This is a genomic window from Streptomyces sp. NPDC037100, from assembly GCF_055606225.1.
In genome coordinates, this window is record NZ_JBVJSX010000011.1 from 255,943 (window position 1) to 273,191 (window position 17,249).

18 protein-coding genes are annotated in these 17,249 nt (G+C 71.1%); 9 read left to right on the forward strand and 9 right to left on the reverse strand.

Going from position 1 to position 17,249, the window contains the following annotated elements; genetic code table 11:
* Positions 1–5 precede the first annotated feature (5 nt).
* Complete coding sequence (locus tag ACZ7EG_RS31530) at positions 6–551, forward strand: arginine repressor (RefSeq protein WP_359152930.1); 546 nt, start codon at positions 6–8, stop codon at positions 549–551.
* Positions 552–885: 334 nt separating this feature from the next.
* Here ACZ7EG_RS31530 and ACZ7EG_RS31535 read toward each other — a convergent pair whose 3' ends face one another.
* The 6 genes from ACZ7EG_RS31535 to ACZ7EG_RS31560 form a co-directional block, all read right to left on the reverse strand.
* Entirely contained in the window at positions 886–1,689 is an 804-nt protein-coding gene (locus ACZ7EG_RS31535) for an FAD:protein FMN transferase (protein WP_471086299.1), read from the reverse strand.
* Complete coding sequence (locus ACZ7EG_RS31540) at positions 1,682–2,737, reverse strand: FMN-binding protein (protein WP_471086302.1); 1,056 nt, start codon at positions 2,735–2,737, stop codon at positions 1,682–1,684. The genes ACZ7EG_RS31535 and ACZ7EG_RS31540 overlap by 8 nt, the downstream gene beginning before the upstream one ends.
* Positions 2,738–2,777: 40 nt before the next feature.
* Positions 2,778–4,160: a ferredoxin reductase family protein gene (locus ACZ7EG_RS31545; protein ID WP_471086305.1), complete on the reverse strand. Its 1,383-nt coding sequence runs from the start codon at positions 4,158–4,160 to the stop codon at positions 2,778–2,780.
* Between the two features lie 127 nt (positions 4,161–4,287).
* Positions 4,288–4,986: a L,D-transpeptidase family protein gene (locus ACZ7EG_RS31550; RefSeq protein WP_471086308.1), complete on the reverse strand. Its 699-nt coding sequence runs from the start codon at positions 4,984–4,986 to the stop codon at positions 4,288–4,290.
* A gap of 3 nt (positions 4,987–4,989) precedes the next feature.
* On the reverse strand, positions 4,990–5,577 hold the full coding sequence (locus ACZ7EG_RS31555; RefSeq protein ID WP_471086311.1) for a pyridoxamine 5'-phosphate oxidase family protein: 588 nt from the start codon (positions 5,575–5,577) through the stop codon (positions 4,990–4,992).
* Positions 5,578–5,717: 140 nt separating this feature from the next.
* Positions 5,718–6,560: a hypothetical protein gene (locus ACZ7EG_RS31560; protein WP_471086314.1), complete on the reverse strand. Its 843-nt coding sequence runs from the start codon at positions 6,558–6,560 to the stop codon at positions 5,718–5,720.
* 224 nt (positions 6,561–6,784) lie between these two features.
* Between ACZ7EG_RS31560 and argH the strand changes: the two genes are divergently transcribed.
* From argH to ACZ7EG_RS31580, 4 genes are all read left to right on the forward strand, one after another.
* Positions 6,785–8,218 (forward strand): argininosuccinate lyase, encoded by a 1,434-nt coding sequence (gene argH, locus ACZ7EG_RS31565; protein WP_471086317.1) that lies wholly within the window; start codon positions 6,785–6,787, stop codon positions 8,216–8,218.
* 141 nt (positions 8,219–8,359) lie between these two features.
* Positions 8,360–9,331: an aldo/keto reductase gene (locus ACZ7EG_RS31570; RefSeq protein WP_471086320.1), complete on the forward strand. Its 972-nt coding sequence runs from the start codon at positions 8,360–8,362 to the stop codon at positions 9,329–9,331.
* A gap of 89 nt (positions 9,332–9,420) precedes the next feature.
* Positions 9,421–9,972 carry a TetR/AcrR family transcriptional regulator gene (locus ACZ7EG_RS31575; protein ID WP_471086323.1) on the forward strand — a complete coding sequence of 184 codons (552 nt, stop codon included), beginning with the start codon at positions 9,421–9,423 and terminating at the stop codon, positions 9,970–9,972.
* Positions 9,969–11,504 (forward strand): MFS transporter, encoded by a 1,536-nt coding sequence (locus tag ACZ7EG_RS31580; protein ID WP_471086326.1) that lies wholly within the window; start codon positions 9,969–9,971, stop codon positions 11,502–11,504. The genes ACZ7EG_RS31575 and ACZ7EG_RS31580 overlap by 4 nt, the downstream gene beginning before the upstream one ends.
* Before the next feature lie 320 nt (positions 11,505–11,824).
* Here the strand turns inward: ACZ7EG_RS31580 and ACZ7EG_RS31585 are convergent, their stop codons facing one another.
* A complete protein-coding gene (locus ACZ7EG_RS31585; protein ID WP_344454500.1) occupies positions 11,825–12,499 on the reverse strand; it encodes a lysophospholipid acyltransferase family protein in 675 nt (224 codons plus the stop codon).
* A 387-nt stretch (positions 12,500–12,886) separates the two neighbouring features.
* On the opposite strand from ACZ7EG_RS31585, the gene ACZ7EG_RS31590 reads away from it, so the two are divergent.
* The 3 genes from ACZ7EG_RS31590 (at position 12,887) to ACZ7EG_RS31600 (ending at position 15,196) form a co-directional block, all read left to right on the forward strand.
* Positions 12,887–14,056 (forward strand): glycerophosphodiester phosphodiesterase, encoded by a 1,170-nt coding sequence (locus ACZ7EG_RS31590; protein WP_471086329.1) that lies wholly within the window; start codon positions 12,887–12,889, stop codon positions 14,054–14,056.
* A 91-nt stretch (positions 14,057–14,147) separates the two neighbouring features.
* Complete coding sequence (locus ACZ7EG_RS31595; RefSeq protein ID WP_471086332.1) at positions 14,148–14,642, forward strand: RNA polymerase sigma factor; 495 nt, start codon at positions 14,148–14,150, stop codon at positions 14,640–14,642.
* A gap of 56 nt (positions 14,643–14,698) precedes the next feature.
* Positions 14,699–15,196, forward strand: coding sequence for a GNAT family N-acetyltransferase (locus tag ACZ7EG_RS31600; RefSeq protein ID WP_471086510.1), 498 nt, complete (start codon positions 14,699–14,701; stop codon positions 15,194–15,196).
* Between the two features lie 193 nt (positions 15,197–15,389).
* Here ACZ7EG_RS31600 and ACZ7EG_RS31605 read toward each other — a convergent pair whose 3' ends face one another.
* Positions 15,390–15,818, reverse strand: coding sequence for a hypothetical protein (locus ACZ7EG_RS31605; RefSeq protein WP_471086335.1), 429 nt, complete (start codon positions 15,816–15,818; stop codon positions 15,390–15,392).
* Positions 15,799–16,158 carry a hypothetical protein gene (locus ACZ7EG_RS31610; protein WP_053668244.1) on the reverse strand — a complete coding sequence of 120 codons (360 nt, stop codon included), beginning with the start codon at positions 16,156–16,158 and terminating at the stop codon, positions 15,799–15,801. Before ACZ7EG_RS31610 ends, ACZ7EG_RS31605 begins: the two co-directional genes overlap by 20 nt.
* Before the next feature lie 69 nt (positions 16,159–16,227).
* On the opposite strand from ACZ7EG_RS31610, the gene ACZ7EG_RS31615 reads away from it, so the two are divergent.
* Positions 16,228–16,878 (forward strand): HAD family hydrolase, encoded by a 651-nt coding sequence (locus tag ACZ7EG_RS31615; protein ID WP_471086338.1) that lies wholly within the window; start codon positions 16,228–16,230, stop codon positions 16,876–16,878.
* The last annotated feature ends 371 nt before the right edge of the window (positions 16,879–17,249 follow it).

A 17,249-nucleotide genomic window follows, 5' to 3' on the forward strand; every position in this document is an offset into this window, starting at 1 on the left:
CGACGATGAGCCAGGCGCAGGACCACGAGCAGCCGGGGGCGAACGGGCCCGCCGTGCCGCAGACCCGAACCGCCCGCCACCGCCGGATCGTGGACATCCTCAACCGGCAGCCGGTCCGGTCGCAGAGCCAGCTGGCGAAGCTGCTCGCCGACGACGGGCTGAGCGTCACGCAGGCCACGCTCAGCCGGGACCTGGACGAGCTGAACGCGGTGAAGATCCGCAACTCCGACGGCGACCTGATCTACGCGGTGCCCAGCGAAGGCGGGTTCCGTACGCCCCGGGCGCCGCTGGGCGGGTCGGCGAAGGAGGAGCGGATGCGGCGGCTCTCACAGGAGCTGCTGATCTCCGCGGAGGCTTCGGCGAATCTCGTGGTTCTGCGGACCCCTCCGGGGGCCGCGCAGTTCCTGGCCTCGGCCATCGATCAGGCCGAGCTGCACGACATTCTGGGGACGATCGCCGGTGACGACACGTTGCTGCTGATCAGTCGGGAGCCTGCGGGTGGGCAGGCGCTGGCCGATCATTTGCTGAGGTTGGCGCAGAACGGGCACTGAACGCCGCGGGGGTGACGGTGGTGGGTGCGTGCGGGTGGTGTGTGGCCGGTCGCGCAGTTCCCCGCGCCCCTGAGGGCCGTGGCGGTGTGTGTGGGTGTGTGCGGGTGGTGCGTGGCTGGTCGCGCTGTTCCCCGCGCCCCTGAGGGCCGTGGAGGTGTGTGTGGGTGTGTGCGGGTGGTGTGGGGCCGGTCGCGCAGTTCCCCGCGACCCTGGGTCGGTCCACTTGAGCTGCGGGTAGTCGTGCCTCCCCCGGTGTCTTAAGGGCCTGGGGGGCGCCCCCATGGGCGGCACCCCGCTGCGCCGGGCTGCGGACTCGGCCGGCCCCGGCCACGACTCACCCCAGCCTCGCGGCCAACCCCCCGGTGCACCGCACCTCATCCCCGGCCGTGATCAGCAGCGCCTCCACCCCGGGCAGGGACTCCAGCCATGCCAGGCCTTCCCGCGAGCCCATCGCGAACGCGGCCGTCGCCCAGCAGTCCACCCACGTCAGCCGGGGGCCGACCACCGTCACGGCGACCAGGTCGGTCACGGCGGAACGGCCCGTACGGGGGTCCACGATGTGGTCTCCCCGCTCCGCCGTACCGGACGTGGCCACGGACAGCTCCGCCACCCCGGCCGCCGAGACGACCGCCGCGAGACCCCCCGGCCGCAACGGGTCGGACACGCCCACGCGCCACGGCCGCTGCCCGCCCGGTGTCCCGAGCAACTGCACGTCGCCGCCGCCGTTCAGGTTCACCCCGCACACCCCGGGCACGTCCGCCAGCAGCCGCGCCGCCCGCTCGACCGCCCAGCCCTTCACGATGCCGGTCGGATCGAGGCGCCCCTGGTACGTCGTGCTGAACCAGCCGTCGCTCAGCCGCTCGGCCTCAGCGGCCAGTTCCAGCACCTCGGCGACTTCGGGAGCGCACTGCGCGACGGTCACCTCGCCGCGCTGCAGGCGCGAGATCTGGCTGTCCTCGCGGTACGTGCTGAACACCTCGTCGACCCGGTGCAACCCGGCGACGGCCTCGTCCAGGGCCGCGCGCACGGCGGCCGGTTCCCCGCCGCGGACGTCGAAGGAGAAGACGGTCCCCATCGTCTCCTCGGCATGACGTACCGCGGCGGGAGCCTGTGCGGGGTCGGCCACCGTGTCAGCCACCGGCCTGGTCCAGCGCGGACTGCAGGGACTTCTTGTAGCCGGCGCTGGTGTAGGTGGCGCCGGACACGGCGTCGATGTCCGCGGTTCCGGCCGCCACGGCCGCCTGGTTGAGGCGGGGGACGGAGGAGGAGGTGATCTGGTCGCTGCGGCCGCCCTTGGGGGCCTGGATCGCCTCGGCCTTGGTGATCTTCCCGCCGGCGACGGTCACCCGGACCTGCACCGGCCCGTACTGCGTCTGCGCCACGCTGCCGGTCAGCGTCTGCGTCTTCGCCTGGCCGCCTCCCGAACCCGCGGCCTGCGAGGAGCCGCCCTGGGCCGGCGCCTTGTCGAGCGCCGACTGGAGCGACTTCTTGTAGCCGGCGCTGGTGTAGGTGGCCCCGGACACGGCGTCGATGTCCGCGGTTCCGGCCGCCACGGCCGCCTGGTTGAGGCGGGGGACGGAGGAGGAGGTGATCTGGTCGCTGCGGCCGCCCTTGGGGGCCTGGATCGCCTCGGCCTTGGTGATCTTCCCGCCGGCGACGGTCACCCGGACCTGCACCGGTCCGTACTGCGTCTGCGCCACATCGCCGGTCAGCGTCTGCGCGCCGCCCGAACCCTGCTGCGCTCCGGCCGACGCCTTCGCCTTGTCCAGGGCCGACTGGAGCGACTTCTTGTAGCCGGCGCTGGTGTACGTCGCCCCGGACACCGCGTCGATCTCCGCGCTCTGCGCCGCCACCACGGCCTGGTTCAGGCGCGGCACCGAGCTCGCCGTGATCTGGTCGCTGCGGCCGCCCTTGGGGGCCTGGACCGCCTCCGCCTGGGTGATCTTGCCGTTGCTCATGGTCAGGCGGACCTGCACCGCGCCGTACTGCGTCTGCGCCGCGTCACCGGTGACAGCGCCGTTCACGCCGCCCTGCGGTGCCTGCCCGGCCGCCGCGGGCGGTGCCTGCCCCGCCGCCTGGGCGGACCCCGGGTCGGAGGCCGGCTTCAGGGACAGCAGCAGCACGATCCCGGAGACGGTGGCTGCGCCGGCGAGCACGGCACGCCGGACGGGGTGAGACTTCCTCATCGTTTCCCAAACTCCTGAAGGGCCGTTGGTATCCCGTCGCTCACATCTCGAACGACTCGTGATGGATGCGGCGGGCGGGTACTCCCGCTCCGCGCAGTGCCTCGTAGACCGACTGCGCGAAACCGGGCGGCCCGCACATGAAGACGTCGTGGTCGTCGATGTCCGGGATCTTCCGCTGGAGGGACTCCGCGGAGATGTCCGGGCGTTCCCCCTCCGGGCTGTTGACCGCGTACATCAGCCGGGCGCCGCGTTCGTCGGCGATCTTGGCGAGTTCGCCCCAGAGCGCCAGGTCCTGGGTGGTGTTGGCCCGGTAGAGAAGGGTGATGTCGCCGGACGCGCCCGGCAGCGTCTCGAACAGCGCCCGCATCGGCGTGATGCCGACACCACCCGCGACGAGCAGGACCTTGCCGCGGCTGCGGCGCTGCGCGGTCATCGCACCGTACGGGCCCTCGGCCCACACCTTGGTGCCGGGCTCGAGATCCCGCAGCCGGGAGGTGTGGTCACCGATCGCCTTGACCGTGATGCGCAGCATGTCCGGGCGGGGGGCCGCCGACAGCGAGTACGGGTGCGAACTGAAGCGCATGCCCGGCGCCTTGAACCGCCAGCGGAAGAAGTGCCCGGCCTCCGCGCCCATCCGGTGCAGCTTGCGTCCGCTGATCAGCACGGACACGATCCCCGGCGTCTCCTCGATGACGGCCGCGACGCGCATGCGGTGCCGCAGGTTCAGCCGGATCGGGGTGAGGATCCGGTACCAGACGACCAGCGCGGTCACCACGCCGTACAGCCCGTACCAGAAGGTCTTCGCGGCCGGCTCGACGGCGAACTCGTTGCCGGTCGTGATCTGGTGCCAGAACGTCATGTACACCGAGGCGTAGGTGAGCAGGTGCACGTGGTACCAGGTGTCGTAGCCGATCAGACGGCGCACTCCGCCGATCGACAGGATCCCGATGAGGAACAGCAGGCCCGTGCCGATGGCGGCCTTGCCCATGTCCGGCAGCTGGTTGATGGAGTCCGTCGTCTGCTGGACGATGTCGCCGAGCCCCTTGCCCGCCTGGAGCGCGTAGCCCCACATGGTGAGGAAGACGTGGGCCAGCACCAGACAGAGCGTGTAACGGCCGGTCATGGCGTGCCAGCGGGCGACCCGGTCGGTGCCCACCCGGCGCTCCAGCGCGGGCACCCGCGCCATCTGGAGCACCACCAGCGCCATGAGGTAACCGGCGAGCAGACCGGTGATCCGGCCCGCGGCCAGGATCTTGCTCGCGTTGTCGGCGAGGGACGGTGTGTTGTCCCACCACAGCCACAGCACGGCCGCCGCACCGGCCCACAGGGCGATCAGCAGCGGAACGGCCGGGGAGCGGCGCGGGCGGATGCGGCGCATCGTCTGGCGGCGGGCGGCACGTCCGCCTGCGAGCGTGGTGGTCACGGTTCCTCCGTGGGGACTTGACCCTTGGCCCACAGATACGGACCGCGACACGGGAGTGTTCAGTCGTGCACCGAGTCGGGTGCGGACAGGAGTGACCGCTGGTCATGCTCACGCGGGCTCCCCCCTCTCACAGGCGGGTGACGGCCGTGCTCCCGCTCTGCGTGCCGACGGCGATGTGCGGCCGCCGCGCGGGGTCGGCCCACACGAGGATCCGCCGCATCGCCTTCTTGGACACGGAGACACAACCGGCCGTCGCGCCCCGGCCGTTGACATGGAGGAAGATGCCCGCACCGCGCCCCCGCACGGGCCGCTCGTAGTTGAAGCCGATGACGAGCGCGTGCGCGTACTGCACGGTGTAGGTGATCAGGTGCTCGGACTCGGCGGCCCGGCAGTCGGCCGCACGCGGCTCGCTCCAGCGGTTGTAGGACCGGGAGTCGTTGTCCTGGCACCACCAGGAATCCTGGTGCACCCGGCGGTAGGTGTACGCCGTCCGGCGCGGCGCGGCCTTGATGCCGAAGGCGTACGGCAGGCCGTAGATGCCGGTGGGCGTGGTGTTCGTGCCCTGCTTGCGAGTGGCGCCCGCGGTGAGTCCGTTCGCTCCGAAGCGGGCGGGTGCGGAGCCCCTCTTGACCCAGCGCCCGTCCTCGCGGTCCCACCAGGTGACCGTGCCCGTCGTCGAGGCCCGTTTCGGGGCCACCGCGGTGATCAGCTGGGTGCCGCCGCCGGTGTCCGCCATCCGGGCCGGCAGCGGCGGCAAGGGGGCGGCCGGCCCGGCGCCGAGCACGACCAGGGAGGAGACGGCGAGGGCGACGGCACCGGGGCGCATGCCTCAGACGGTAGAGGGCGGCAGCGGCAACGGCAGCCCGGGTAGTCCGTCCAGGCTGGTGGCGATGTGCTCCTTCTTGCTGAAGTACGCGCTGAGCGAGGCGTCGTCCTCCCGGGCGAACCGCTTGCCGTGCAGGTCCCGGTCCTCCTCGTACGCCATGAAGGGGACCCCGTAACCGCAGGTGTCGCGCACGAGCTCGGCGGTGACGACGATGACCGCGCGCAGGCCGTGCCGCGCCGGGTCGATGTCCGGGAAGTGCGTGAGCAGTTGCCCGAAGCGGGGATCGTCACGGAAGACCGGCTCACCCCTGCCGTGCACGCGGACGATGTTCGGCGGGCCCTGGAAGGCGCACCACATCAGGGTGATCCGCCCGTTCTCCCGCAGGTGGGCGATGGTCTCGGCGTTGGAACCGGCGAAGTCGAGGTAGGCCACCGTGAGCTCGTCGAGCACCGCGAAGGAGCCTGTGAGGCCCTTGGGGGAGAGGTTGACCGTGCCGTCGGCGGCCAGGGGCGCGGTGGCGGTGAAGAAGACCGGCTGTGCCTCGATGAACGTGCGGAGCCGACCGTCTATGCGCTCGTAAGTCTTTCCCATGTCGAACGATTATGGCCGTAGATCGTTCGACTGTCTAAGGAATTGCGGGGTCCGGTCACCTCTGCCGGACCCCGCGTGCGGACGTCTGCCGCGGCCGCCCCGGCCGGCGCTCCCACGGGGCGGCCACAGCGCCTGTCACCTCACTTGTTGAGCGTGCAGGCGGCCAGGGAGTCCAGTCCCTGGGGCTTCGCGGCGGTCCGGCCGATGGCGGTGGCGATGCGGTTGACGGTCGAGACGCGCTTGTCCTTGAGGGGGCCGAGGATGGCGTTCTGGACGAAGTTGGGGCCGCCCTGTCCGACGGTGTTCACCAGGCGGGTGTTGGCTTCCCGGATCTGGGTGTCGAGGAGGGTGAGGTTGCGGTCGACCTCGGCCTTGGCGGAGGCGGGGACCGCGGGGAGCTTGGAGCGGACGTCGGGGCAGGTGATCGTGCCGGCGGCGGCGTTCCCTGCATTCCCTGCGTTGCCGGCGTTACCTGCGTTGCCGGTGTTGCCGCCCGCCTGCGGCTTGCCGGCCGCCCCGCCGCCCGCGTTGGTGCCCGCGGCGTTCAGCGTGCAGGCGGCCAGGGAGTCCAGCCCCTGGGGCTTCGCGGCGGTCCGGCCGATGGCGGTGGCGATGCGGTTGACGGTCGAGACGCGCTTGTCCTTGAGGGGGCCGAGGATGGCGTTCTGGACGAAGTTGGGGCCGCCCTGTCCGACGGTGTCGACCAGGCGCTTGTTGGCTTCCTGGATCTGGGTGTTGAGCAGGGTGAGGTTGCGGTCGACCTCGGCCTTGGCGGAGGCGGGGACCGCGGGGAGCTTGGAGCGGACGTCCGGGCACGTGATGGTGCCGGGACCGGCCAGCGTCCGGGCGTTCTTGGCGCCGCTGTCGGGCGTCTCCCCGGCGAGGGCGAAGCCGGCGATCACCGTGCCGGACAGCGCCACCGCGGCGGCGCCGCCGATGAACGTGACGCGACGCTTGTTGTACTTCGGAAGAGCCCTGGACATGCGGATGCCTCACTAGGGGGTCGTGGTGTCGTCGGTGTCGTAACGCGGCGCCTGCGTTCGGCGAGAGATACGGGTAAGCGGTTTCCCGTGTTCAAAGGATCTTCAAATTCCCTCCGCGTGACCGGAAGACGCCCGTCGACCCCACTGAATTGACGCATCATGCAGCGGTCTGCATACTCATGCATGATGGTGAGGCACATCCACACCCCGTGAGGAGCGCGCAGGTGAGCAGCAACAGCGGTGACGTCCGGCTCTGGGGCGGCCGTTTCGCCGATGGTCCCGCCGAGGCCCTGGCGAAGCTGTCCGCGTCCGTCCACTTCGACTGGCGGCTCGCGCCGTACGACATCGCCGGTTCGCGTGCCCACGCGCGCGTGCTGCACAAGGCGGGCCTGCTCACGGAGGACGAGCTGACCCGCATGATCGCCGGGCTGGACCAGCTCGAGGCGGACGTCGCCGACGGTTCCTTCGTGGGCACGATCGCCGACGAGGACGTGCACACCGCCCTGGAGCGCGGCCTGCTGGAGCGCCTCGGCCCCGACCTCGGCGGCAAGCTGCGCGCCGGCCGCTCCCGCAACGACCAGGTCGCGACCCTCTTCCGCATGTACCTGCGGGACCACGCCCGGATCCTGGGCGGCCTGATCGCCGAGCTCCAGGACGCGTTGATCGGCCTCGCCGAGGCCCACCCGGACGTGGCGATGCCCGGCCGCACGCACCTCCAGCACGCCCAGCCCGTCCTGTTCGCCCACCACGTCCTGGCCCACGTCCAGTCCCTCTCCCGGGACGCGGAGCGGCTGCGTCAGTGGGACGCCCGCACGGCCGTCTCGCCGTACGGCTCGGGCGCCCTGGCCGGCTCCTCCCTCGGGCTGGACCCGGAGGCGGTGGCCAAGGACCTCGGCTTCGAGCACGGTTCGGCCGGCAACTCCATCGACGGCACGGCCTCCCGGGACTTCGTCGCCGAGTTCGCCTTCATCACGGCGATGATCGGCGTCAACCTCTCCCGGATCGCCGAGGAGGTCATCATCTGGAACACGAAGGAGTTCTCCTTCGTGACCCTGCACGACGCGTTCTCGACGGGCTCGTCGATCATGCCGCAGAAGAAGAACCCGGACATCGCCGAGCTGGCCCGCGGCAAGTCGGGCCGCCTGATCGGCAACCTTACGGGCCTGATGGCCACGCTGAAGGCCCTCCCGCTCGCGTACAACCGCGACCTCCAGGAGGACAAGGAGCCGGTCTTCGACTCCATCGACCAGCTGGAGGTCCTGCTCCCGGCCTTCACCGGCATGATGGCCACCCTCACCGTCCACCGCGATCGCATGGAGGAACTGGCCCCGGCCGGCTTCTCCCTCGCCACGGACATCGCCGAGTGGCTGGTGAAGCAGGGCGTGCCGTTCCGCGTGGCCCACGAGGTGGCGGGCGAGTGCGTGAAGGTCGCCGAGTCCGAGAACAAGGAACTGGACGCCCTGACCGACGAACAGTTCGCCAAGATCTCCGCCCACCTCACTCCCGAGGTGCGCACGGTCCTGAACGTTCCCGGCGCCCTCGCCTCCCGCAACGGCAGGGGCGGCACGGCCCCGAGCGCGGTCGCCGTCCAGCTGGCAGAAGTGAAGGCCGACGTGGCGGCCCAGCACGAGTGGGCGGTGGCCAAGAAGCAGGCCTGAGGCTCGACCTCAGGGGCGCGGGGACTGCGCGGACCGGCGCACGCGGCCCGTACTCGCCGAAACACCGCAACGGTCGAGCTCAGAGACGAAGGTCATCGCGGGTTACGTTGGTCGTCAGCCGCCGACCGAACGGAGCCAGCGATGCCCTTCGCCCGTCTCGCGAACGCCACGACCCCCACCTGCCACATCGGCCTCGGCCTCGCCGCCGTGGGACGCCCCGGCTACATCAACCTCGGCCGGGACGAGGACCTCGGAGACGACCGCAGTGTCGAGACGCTCCGCAACCGCACCCACGAACTCCTCGACGCCGCCTACGCCCAGGGCGTCCGCTACTTCGACGCGGCCCGCTCCTACGGCCGCTCCGAGGAGTTCCTCGCCGACTGGCTGAAGGACAGGCCCGGCCTCGACGACATCGTCGTAGGCAGCAAGTGGGGCTACACCTACACCGCCGACTGGTCCACCGACGCCGAGAAGCACGAGGTCAAGGACCACACCCTCGCCACCTACGAACGGCAGCGCGCGGAGAGCGACGCCCTGCTCGGCGACCGGCTCGACCTCTACCAGATCCACTCGGTGACCCCGGACAGCCCGGCCCTGACCGACAAGGAACTGCACGCGAGGCTCGCCGAAGCCGCCGCGCAGGGCCTCACCGTCGGCTTCTCCACCAGCGGCCCCACCCAGGCCGACGCGATCCGCGCGGCCCTCGCCGTGACGGTCGACGGCGAACCCCTCTTCCGTACCGTGCAGTCCACGTACAACGCGCTGGAGACCTCCGCCGCCCCCGCCCTCGCCGAGGCCCACGACGCCGGACTCACCGTGATCGTCAAGGAGGGCATGGCCAACGGCAGGCTCGCCGGACCGCACGCCCCCGACGCTCTGCGGGAAGTCGCCGACCAGGCCGGGCTGGGCTGCGACGCCGTCGCCCTGGCCGTCATCCTCAGGCAGCCCTGGGCCGGTGTCGTCCTGTCCGGTGCCGCCACCACCAACCAGCTCGCCTCGAACCTGCACGCGGCGGTCGTCGACCTCGACGACGACCAGCTCACCCGCCTCGCCACGCTGGTGGAGGAGCCGCACACGTACTGGGAGAGGCGCGCGCAGCTGCCCTGGCACTGATCACCCCATCAGCTGCACCAGCACGACAGCCGTGAGTCACGCATGCCCTGAGTGAGACATCTGTGTCTCATATGGTTTATGTTTGTCTCATGGCTGTCGATCCTGAGCACGTGCTGCGCGCCGCCGCGGCCCTGCTGACCCGCAAATCCACCGCGACCATGGACGAGGTCGCCAAAGCCGCCGGCATCAGCAGGGCCACACTGCACCGCCACTTCGCGGGACGGGACGCCCTCGTCCGCGCGCTGGAGTCGCTGGGCATCGCGGAGTGCGAGGCCGCGCTGGACGCCGCCCGGCTCGACGAGGGCACGGCGAGCGAGGCCGTACGCCGACTGGTCGCGGCCATCGAGCCCGCCGCCGGGCTGCTCGCGTTCCTCTACTCCGAGAACCAGCTCTTCGAGGGCGAGGAGCTGAACGCGGGCTGGACCCGGATAGACGACCGGATCTCCGCCCTGTTCCGGCGCGGCCAGCTCGGCGGTGAATTCCGCATCGACCTCACGCCCGCCTGGCTCACCGAGGCGCTGTACGGCCTGATGGCCTCCGGCGCCTGGATGGTGCACAGCGGCAAGGGCGCCCCCAAGGACTTCCAGCACATGATCGTCGAGCTGTTGCTCGGCGGCGCACTCAGAAGAGAGGAATCATGACCAGCACCCTGCAGTCGGCGAAGACCACCGAGGCGGTGGAGCGCCCGGGCCGCTGGCTCGCGCTCGGTGTCCTCGTGCTCGCCGTGCTGCTGGTGGCCGTCGACGCGACCGTCCTCGGTCTCGCGACCCCCTACATCAGCGAGGACCTGAAGCCATCCGGCACCCAGCTGCTGTGGATCGGCGACGTCTACTCGTTCGTCATCGCCGGTCTGCTCGTCTCCATGGGCAGCCTCGGCGACCGGATCGGCCGCAAGCGGATCCTGCTGATCGGTGCCACGGCGTTCGGCGCGATATCCGTGTTCAACGCCTACGCCACGACACCCGAGATGATGATCGTCGCCCGGGCGCTGCTCGGCGTCGCCGGCGCGACCCTGATGCCGGCCACGCTCGCCCTGATCCGCAACCTCTTCCACGACCCGCGCGAGCGCAGCCTCGCCGTCGGCATCTGGGGCGCCACCGCCTCTGCCGGTACGGCCGTCGGTCCGATCGTCGGCGGGTTCCTGCTGGAGCACTTCTGGTGGGGCTCGGTCTTCCTGATCAACCTGCCCGTGATGGCCGTCCTGGTCCTCGTCGGGATCAAGCTGCTGCCCGAGTCGCGCACCGCCGACCCCGGTCCCTGGGACCTGGCCAGTGTCGTGCTGTCGCTGGTCGGCATGATCGGCGTGGTGTACGCGATCAAGGAGGCCGCCACCCACGGTTTCGGGTGGAGCACCCTGGCCGCGGGGCTGCTGGGCGCGGCCGCCCTGTACGGATTCGTCCGCCGTCAGCTCAGGCTGCCGATGCCGCTGCTGGACATGCGGTTGTTCCGTCACCGCGGCTTCAGCGGGGCGGTGCTCGCCGATCTGCTGACCATTCTCGGCCTGTCCGGGCTGGTGTTCTTCCTGTCCCAGTACCTGCAACTCGTCCAGGGCAGGCGGCCGTTCGAGGCCGGGCTGGCCGAGCTGCCCGCGGCCGTGGGTGCGGTGGTGGCCGGACTGGTGGCGGGGCGTGCGGCCCGGCGTTTCTCGGTGCGGGCCGTCGTCTCCGGGGGGCTCGCGGCGATCGGCCTCGCGCTGGCCGTGCTCACGGTGCTCGACCAGTCCACCGGCTACCCGCTGCTCGGGATCGCGCTGCTGGTGGTCGGCGTCGGCGCCGGCTTCTCGTTCACCGTGACCGCCGATGTGATCCTCTCCAGCGTGCCCAAGGAGCACGCGGGCTCCGCGTCCGCCGTGTCGGAGACGGCGTACGAACTCGGTGCCGCGCTCGGTATCGCCGCGCTGGGCTCCATCGTGACCGGCGTCTACCGCGGCTTCACAGGCCCCGCGGGCACACCGGCCGCGGCCCACGAGTCGCTGGGCGGCGCCGCTGAGGCGGCGGCGCACATGCCCGCCCACAGCGCCGCCACGATGCTGGACGCGGCCCGCACGTCCTTCGTCGACGGCCTGGCCCTGGCAGCGGGCGCGGGCGCGGCGGTCCTGCTGGCAGCGGCGGTGGCGGCGTGGTTCCTGCTGCGGGGCCAGAAGCTGGAAGGCGGCACAACGGAACCCGCGTGAGGTCCACGCCCTCGGGGGCGCGGGGAACTGCGCGAGGGCGGTCACGGGGCTGCATGCACCTCATGCCGTGGGGTTCATGCCCTTGGGGGCGCGGGGAACTGCGCGAGGGCGGTCACGGGGCTGCATGCACCTCATGCCGTGGGGTTCATGCCCTTGGGGGCGCGGGGAACTACGCGAGGGCGGTCACGGGGCTGCATGCACCTCATGCCGTGGGGTTCATGCCCTCGGGGGCGCGGGGAACTGCGCGACCAGCCCCCACAACCCGCAGCCGCCCACGGCCCACGGCCCGGCAGCCCGAGCCCGCCCGCGCCCCGGAAAACCTACGCCGCTTCCTTCGCCTTGCTCGCGTACATGTCCACGTACTCCTGCCCGGACAGCCGCATGACCTCGGCCATCACCGAGTCGGTCACGGCCCGCAGCACGTAGCGGTCCCGGTCCATCCCCTCGTACCGGGAGAACTCCATCGCCTCACCGAACCGCACCGTGACCTTTCCGGGACGGGGCAGGCCGGCCCCACCCGGCTGCAACTTGTCCGTGCCGATCATGGCGAAGGGCACCACGGGCGCCCCCGTCATCAGGGTCAGCCGCGCGATCCCCGTCCGCCCCCGGTACAGCCGGCCGTCGGGCGACCGCGTCCCCTCCGGGTAGATGCCGAACATGCGGCCTTCCTCCAGCACGCGCCGCCCGGTCATCAGCGCGGCGACACCGCCCCGGCCACCGTCCCGGTCCACCGGGATCATGCCGACGCCGGTGAAGAACCAGGCCATCAGCCGGCCCTTGAGCCCCTTGCCGGTGACGTACTCGTCCTTGCCGATGAAGACGACCTGACGGTCGCAGACCAGCGGCAGGATCATCGAGTCGATGAACGTCAGGTGGTTGCCGGCCAGGATGACCGGGCCATCACCGGGAATGTGCTCCGCACCCTCCACCTGTGGGCGGAACATCAGGCGCATGATCGGGCCGAGCACTGCCTTGATGAGCACGAAGCGGGACAACGGACCCTCCGGTGTCAAGGGGTTCTGTATGAGTCTGTGCAGGTGAGGACGATACTCGTGGCCCCGGCCATCGCGCACATCGGGCACGGCGACTTCACCGAGGCCTTACGCACTGTTGACGCGCGTTTACCTGCGGTGGCGCACCGCCGACGCCGCGAAACGCGGCCGACATGCTGTGACGCACGTCGCCCCGGGGGCCCACCGCACGCGTTCCCAGAACGGCTGGGTCGAATCGAACAGACACGACGAACCGTCAACTCGTCCTCCTCACCAGCCACTACGACATCCGACATCGCCCGCGTGTTCCGCCCGGGGTCTCCCACTCGTCATGTACGCGCCCCTACGATCGGCGCGCACGGACGAGCCGAACCGGCAGAGAGGGCGCTCATGGGAACGCGGGAGTCGAACGAAGAAACGAGTAGCACCGGGCGGCGGGCCCTGCTCGGCGCAGCGGTGCTCGGCGCCGGCGGAGCGGTCCTGGGCATGGCCGGCACGGCGCGCGCCGACAGCGCCCGGCACGGCGGCGGACACGGCGGAGTCAAGAGCCTGCCCAAGCCGACGATCATCGGCCACCGCGGCGCCAGCGGCTACCGCCCCGAGCACACCTTCGGTTCGTACCAGCTGGCCCTCGACCTGGGTGCCGACATCGTCGAGGCGGGAGACCTGGTCCCGACCAGGGACGGGCACCTGGTCTGCCGTCACGAGCCGGAGATCGGCGGCACCACGGACGTCGCGGACCACCCCGAGTTCGCCGGCCGCAAGAAGACCAAGCTGCTCGACGGCGTCTCCACCACCGGCTGGTTCACCGAGGACTTCACGCTCGCCGAGCTGAAGACGCTGCGCGCGGTCGAGCGCATCCCGGCCAATCGCCCGCACAACACGCTCTACAACGGCCGCTGGGAGATCCCCACCTTCGAAGAGGTCCTCAGGTGGCAGGACGAGCAGACCCGCAAGCGCGGCAAGCAGGTGTGGATCTACCCCGAGCTCAAGCACCCCACCTACTTCCGCAAGCAGGGCCTGCCCCTGGAGGAGCGGGTCGCCAAGCTGCTGGGCAAGTACCGCAAGGACCGGCGCACCTCCCCGGTCATCCTCCAGTCCTTCGAGCCGACCAGCATCCAGCGCCTGCACAAGCTCGTCGACAACCCGCTGGTCGTCCTGCTGTCCTCGGCGGGCTCCCGACCCTGGGACTTCGTCGAGACCGGCGACCCGCGCACGGTCGCCGACCTGGTCAAGCCGGCCGGCCTCAGGGAGATCGCCTCCTACGCGCAGGGCATCGGCCCGACCCTGGACCTGGTCGTCCCGCGTGACGCCCAGGGCAGGCTCACCAAGCCGACACCGCTCGTCTCCGACGCGCACAGGGTGGGCCTGGTCCTGCACCCCTACACCATGCGCAACGAGAACCCCTTCCTGCCCGCCGACTTCCGCAAGGGATCGGACCCGGACGCCTACGGCGATGTCTTCGGTGCCTACAAGGCGTACTTCGCGACGGGCATCGACGGCGTCTTCACCGACCAGCCCGACACGGGGCTGCTGGCCCGCGAGGACTTCACCGGCTGAGCCGCGTCAACATCCGGGCTCACACCCCCCGGTCGAGTGAGCTTCGGCCGCCCGGGCAACCCGTCACCCGGGCGGTCGCGTCGCTCCGCATATGACGCACGACCTGGTCACCGCCCTGCACCCGCTGCTCGCCGCCGAGGCCTCCGCCGAGGCATATGCCGCCGGAGCCGAGCCGGGTGACCTGGAGCAGGCGGTCTGGCTCCGTCTGCTGGAGCGGCTCGACGCCGAAGGGCCGCCGCCCGACCCCGAGCAGTGGCTGCGCCGCGCCGTCCGTTCCGAGGTGCGTCGCACCCGTCGAACGAGCCGCCTCGAACGGCCGTACACCGGTGAACCGGTCGACGAGGGGGACCGCGACCCCGAACAGCTCGCCCTCACCGCGGCCCGTGGCCGGGCGCTGCGCGAGGCCGTGCGCCGCCTCCCGGGCCGCTGCCCCCGGCTGATGGAGGCCCTGCTCTCACCGGAGGACCTGACATACCGGGAAATCGCAGGGGAGTTGGGTATCTCACAGGGGAGTCTTGGCCCGGAACGTTCCAGATGCCTGGGATGTCTCAGGAGATTACTGGCGCCGGAGGTTGCGGCCCGCTGAGGACGGGGATAGGAGTGGGGACGACAGGTGATCAGATGAGCGGGAGGCGTGCGCACATGGGCATGAGCGTGACCATCTCTGCGGCGACCGAGCAGGACGCGGAGCAGATCTTCAGGCTGCAGTACCTGTGCTTCCAGCCGGAGGCGGCGCTGTACGGGAACTACCGCATCGACCCGCTCGTCCAAACCCTCGACTCGGTCCGCGAGGAGGTCACCCGCGACTGCGTCTTCGTGGCCCGGCTCGGCGATGAGGTCGTCGGCTCGGTCCGGGGCTCGGTCACCGAGGACGGCGCCGCCGCGATCGGCAAGCTCTGTGTCCACCCCCGTCTCCAGGGCCACGGCATCGGCGCCCGCCTCCTCAAGGCGGCCGAATCGGTCCTCGCCGGACACCACGGCGCCACCCGCTTCCGCCTCCACACCGGCCACCGCAGCGAGGGCAAGCTCCGCCTCTACCGCAAGGTCGGCTACGAAACGGTGGGCACGTCCCAGGGCGCGGACGGCATCCCGATGATCGTCCTGGAGAAACCGGCGAGCACGTACGCCGCGACGGCGTGAGGAGAGGCCCTCTTTCTCGGGGGCGCGGGTAACCGCGCGACGAGCCGCACACGGCCCGCGGCCGCCTGACCAACCTCAGGCGGCACCCTTCCGAGGCGCACCTCCGCACACGGCCCGCGGCCGCCTGACCAACCTCAGGCGGCACCCTCCCGAGGTGCACCTCCGCACACGGCCCGCGGCCGCCCGACCAACCTCAGGCGGCACCCTCCCGAGGCGCACCCTTCCGCAACCAGTAAATGGCGGACAGCGGCAAGAGCACGGGAATGAAGAGGTATCCCACCCCGAAGTCGGACCACACGGTCGCGTCCGGGAAGGCCGACGGCTCGACCAACGTCCAGGTCCCCACCGTCAGCACCCCCACCAACTCGGCGGCACAGCACGCCAGCGCGGCCTTCCGCGCCGTCTCCCCACCCCGCACCAGCGAGTACGTGATGAAGCCGTACACGACACCGGCCACGGCCGACAGCGAGTAGGCCAACGGCGCCCGGTCGAACTCCGTCGCGATCTGGAACGCGGACCGCGACACCGCCCCCACGACCATCACGCCGTACAGCCACACCAGCAGCGTGCCCGGCCCGCTGATCAGCCGGCGCCGGCTCACCTCAGCCTCCCCAGATGTCATAGAGACGCACCTCCAGCACCGCCAGCACCACACCGCCGGCGGCCACCGTCACCGAACCCCACCGGGTCCGCTCGGCCAGCGACATGAACCCCGCCGCCGGGACACACGCGAACGCCCCCAGCAGATACGCCACGAAGATCGTCGTACCCTGCTCCGGCTTCTCGCCCTGCGCGAGCAGCACGATCCCCACGACCAGCTGGACCAGCGACAGCAGCGTGACCACGGCCATCCCGATGAAGTGCCAGTCCTTCGTCGGCTGATCGCGGTAGGCCGCCCAACCGCACCAGGCGGCGAGCAACAGCGCGGCGACTCCGGTCACCAGCGTCAGGGCATTCAGCATGCAGCGACCTTATTACGGCCGAAAAGGCCCCCTGCTTCCGGCCCTGGCCTGCACCGTAGGGTCGAGGGCATGACGATCCACGCGCAGGCCCTGCTGTTCGACAACGACGGAACCCTCGTCTCCTCCCTCGCCTCGGTGGACCGCTGCTGGACGCAATGGGCCGGGGAGCACGGGATCACGGCCGAGGAGTTCGCGCGCATCGAACTGCACGGCCGGCCGGCCGTCGAGATAGCCGCCGATCTGCTGCCCGCCGAGGCCGTGCCGGCCGCCGTCGCGCGGATCGAGGACCTGGAGGTGGAGGACGTGCCCAACGACGGGGTGCACCTGCTGCCGGGCACCCGGGCCTTCCTCGACGTGCTGCCCGCCGAGCGCTGGGCCGTCGTCACCTCGGCCACCCGGCGGCTCGCCGAGGCCCGGCTCGACGCCGTCGGCATCCTGCCCAAGACACTCGTCGCCGCCGACGACATCACCCGCGGCAAGCCCGATCCCGAGCCCTACCTGCTCGCCGCCCGCGCGCTCGGCGTCGACCCGGCGCACTGCGTCGTCTTCGAGGACGCCCCGGCGGGCCTGACGGCCGGCCGCGCCGCGGGAATGACCACCGTGGCGTTGACCACAACCCATCAGGCCCACGAACTCCACGCCGATCTCGTCGTCGAGAATCTGTCGGCCCTGTCCGCGCTGGTCACCGAGCAGGGCGTGGAGATCTCCGTACGCGGCTGACGACCACGGACTCTGTCCACGGCTGTCCAGCATCCGGACAGCGGAGGGTCGGTCAGGACCGTACGCGTGTTTTACTGACGACATGACCACGACGAGCGACCGCATCCCCGCGACCGAGGCGACCATGACGCCCGGTGCTCGTTGTATGTGTCGAATGTGCGCCTTCTAGAGGGCCCCTGCACCACCCCTGAGCTCGCGCCCCGAAGCGAGACGCGGCTTGTCCGCACGCCCTGAGCGTCGCGTGACCCGAAGCCGCCCCGCGCACATGTTCTCCCCGGTTCCACTTCCCAGCGAGAACCGTGTCGCGTCCCTGACCGAATGCACCTGTGCCCGGGCACCCCCACGCCCGCGCACTCGACAGTGACGGAATC

What these genes read in the sequence shown, in the direction of transcription:
- ACZ7EG_RS31530 (WP_359152930.1), top strand. Translation starts at nt 6, where the DNA reads ATGAGCCAGGCGCAGGACCACGAGCAGCCGGGGGCGAACGGGCCCGCC.
- ACZ7EG_RS31540 (WP_471086302.1), bottom strand. Translation starts at nt 2,737, where the DNA reads ATGAGGAAGTCTCACCCCGTCCGGCGTGCCGTGCTCGCCGGCGCAGCC.
- ACZ7EG_RS31550 (WP_471086308.1), bottom strand. Translation starts at nt 4,986, where the DNA reads ATGCGCCCCGGTGCCGTCGCCCTCGCCGTCTCCTCCCTGGTCGTGCTC.
- ACZ7EG_RS31555 (WP_471086311.1), bottom strand. Translation starts at nt 5,577, where the DNA reads ATGGGAAAGACTTACGAGCGCATAGACGGTCGGCTCCGCACGTTCATC.
- ACZ7EG_RS31560 (WP_471086314.1), bottom strand. Translation starts at nt 6,560, where the DNA reads ATGTCCAGGGCTCTTCCGAAGTACAACAAGCGTCGCGTCACGTTCATC.
- ACZ7EG_RS31570 (WP_471086320.1), top strand. Translation starts at nt 8,360, where the DNA reads ATGCCCTTCGCCCGTCTCGCGAACGCCACGACCCCCACCTGCCACATC.
- ACZ7EG_RS31575 (WP_471086323.1), top strand. Translation starts at nt 9,421, where the DNA reads ATGGCTGTCGATCCTGAGCACGTGCTGCGCGCCGCCGCGGCCCTGCTG.
- ACZ7EG_RS31580 (WP_471086326.1), top strand. Translation starts at nt 9,969, where the DNA reads ATGACCAGCACCCTGCAGTCGGCGAAGACCACCGAGGCGGTGGAGCGC.
- ACZ7EG_RS31590 (WP_471086329.1), top strand. Translation starts at nt 12,887, where the DNA reads ATGGGAACGCGGGAGTCGAACGAAGAAACGAGTAGCACCGGGCGGCGG.
- ACZ7EG_RS31595 (WP_471086332.1), top strand. Translation starts at nt 14,148, where the DNA reads ATGACGCACGACCTGGTCACCGCCCTGCACCCGCTGCTCGCCGCCGAG.
- ACZ7EG_RS31600 (WP_471086510.1), top strand. Translation starts at nt 14,699, where the DNA reads ATGGGCATGAGCGTGACCATCTCTGCGGCGACCGAGCAGGACGCGGAG.
- ACZ7EG_RS31605 (WP_471086335.1), bottom strand. Translation starts at nt 15,818, where the DNA reads ATGACATCTGGGGAGGCTGAGGTGAGCCGGCGCCGGCTGATCAGCGGG.
- ACZ7EG_RS31610 (WP_053668244.1), bottom strand. Translation starts at nt 16,158, where the DNA reads ATGCTGAATGCCCTGACGCTGGTGACCGGAGTCGCCGCGCTGTTGCTC.
- ACZ7EG_RS31615 (WP_471086338.1), top strand. Translation starts at nt 16,228, where the DNA reads ATGACGATCCACGCGCAGGCCCTGCTGTTCGACAACGACGGAACCCTC.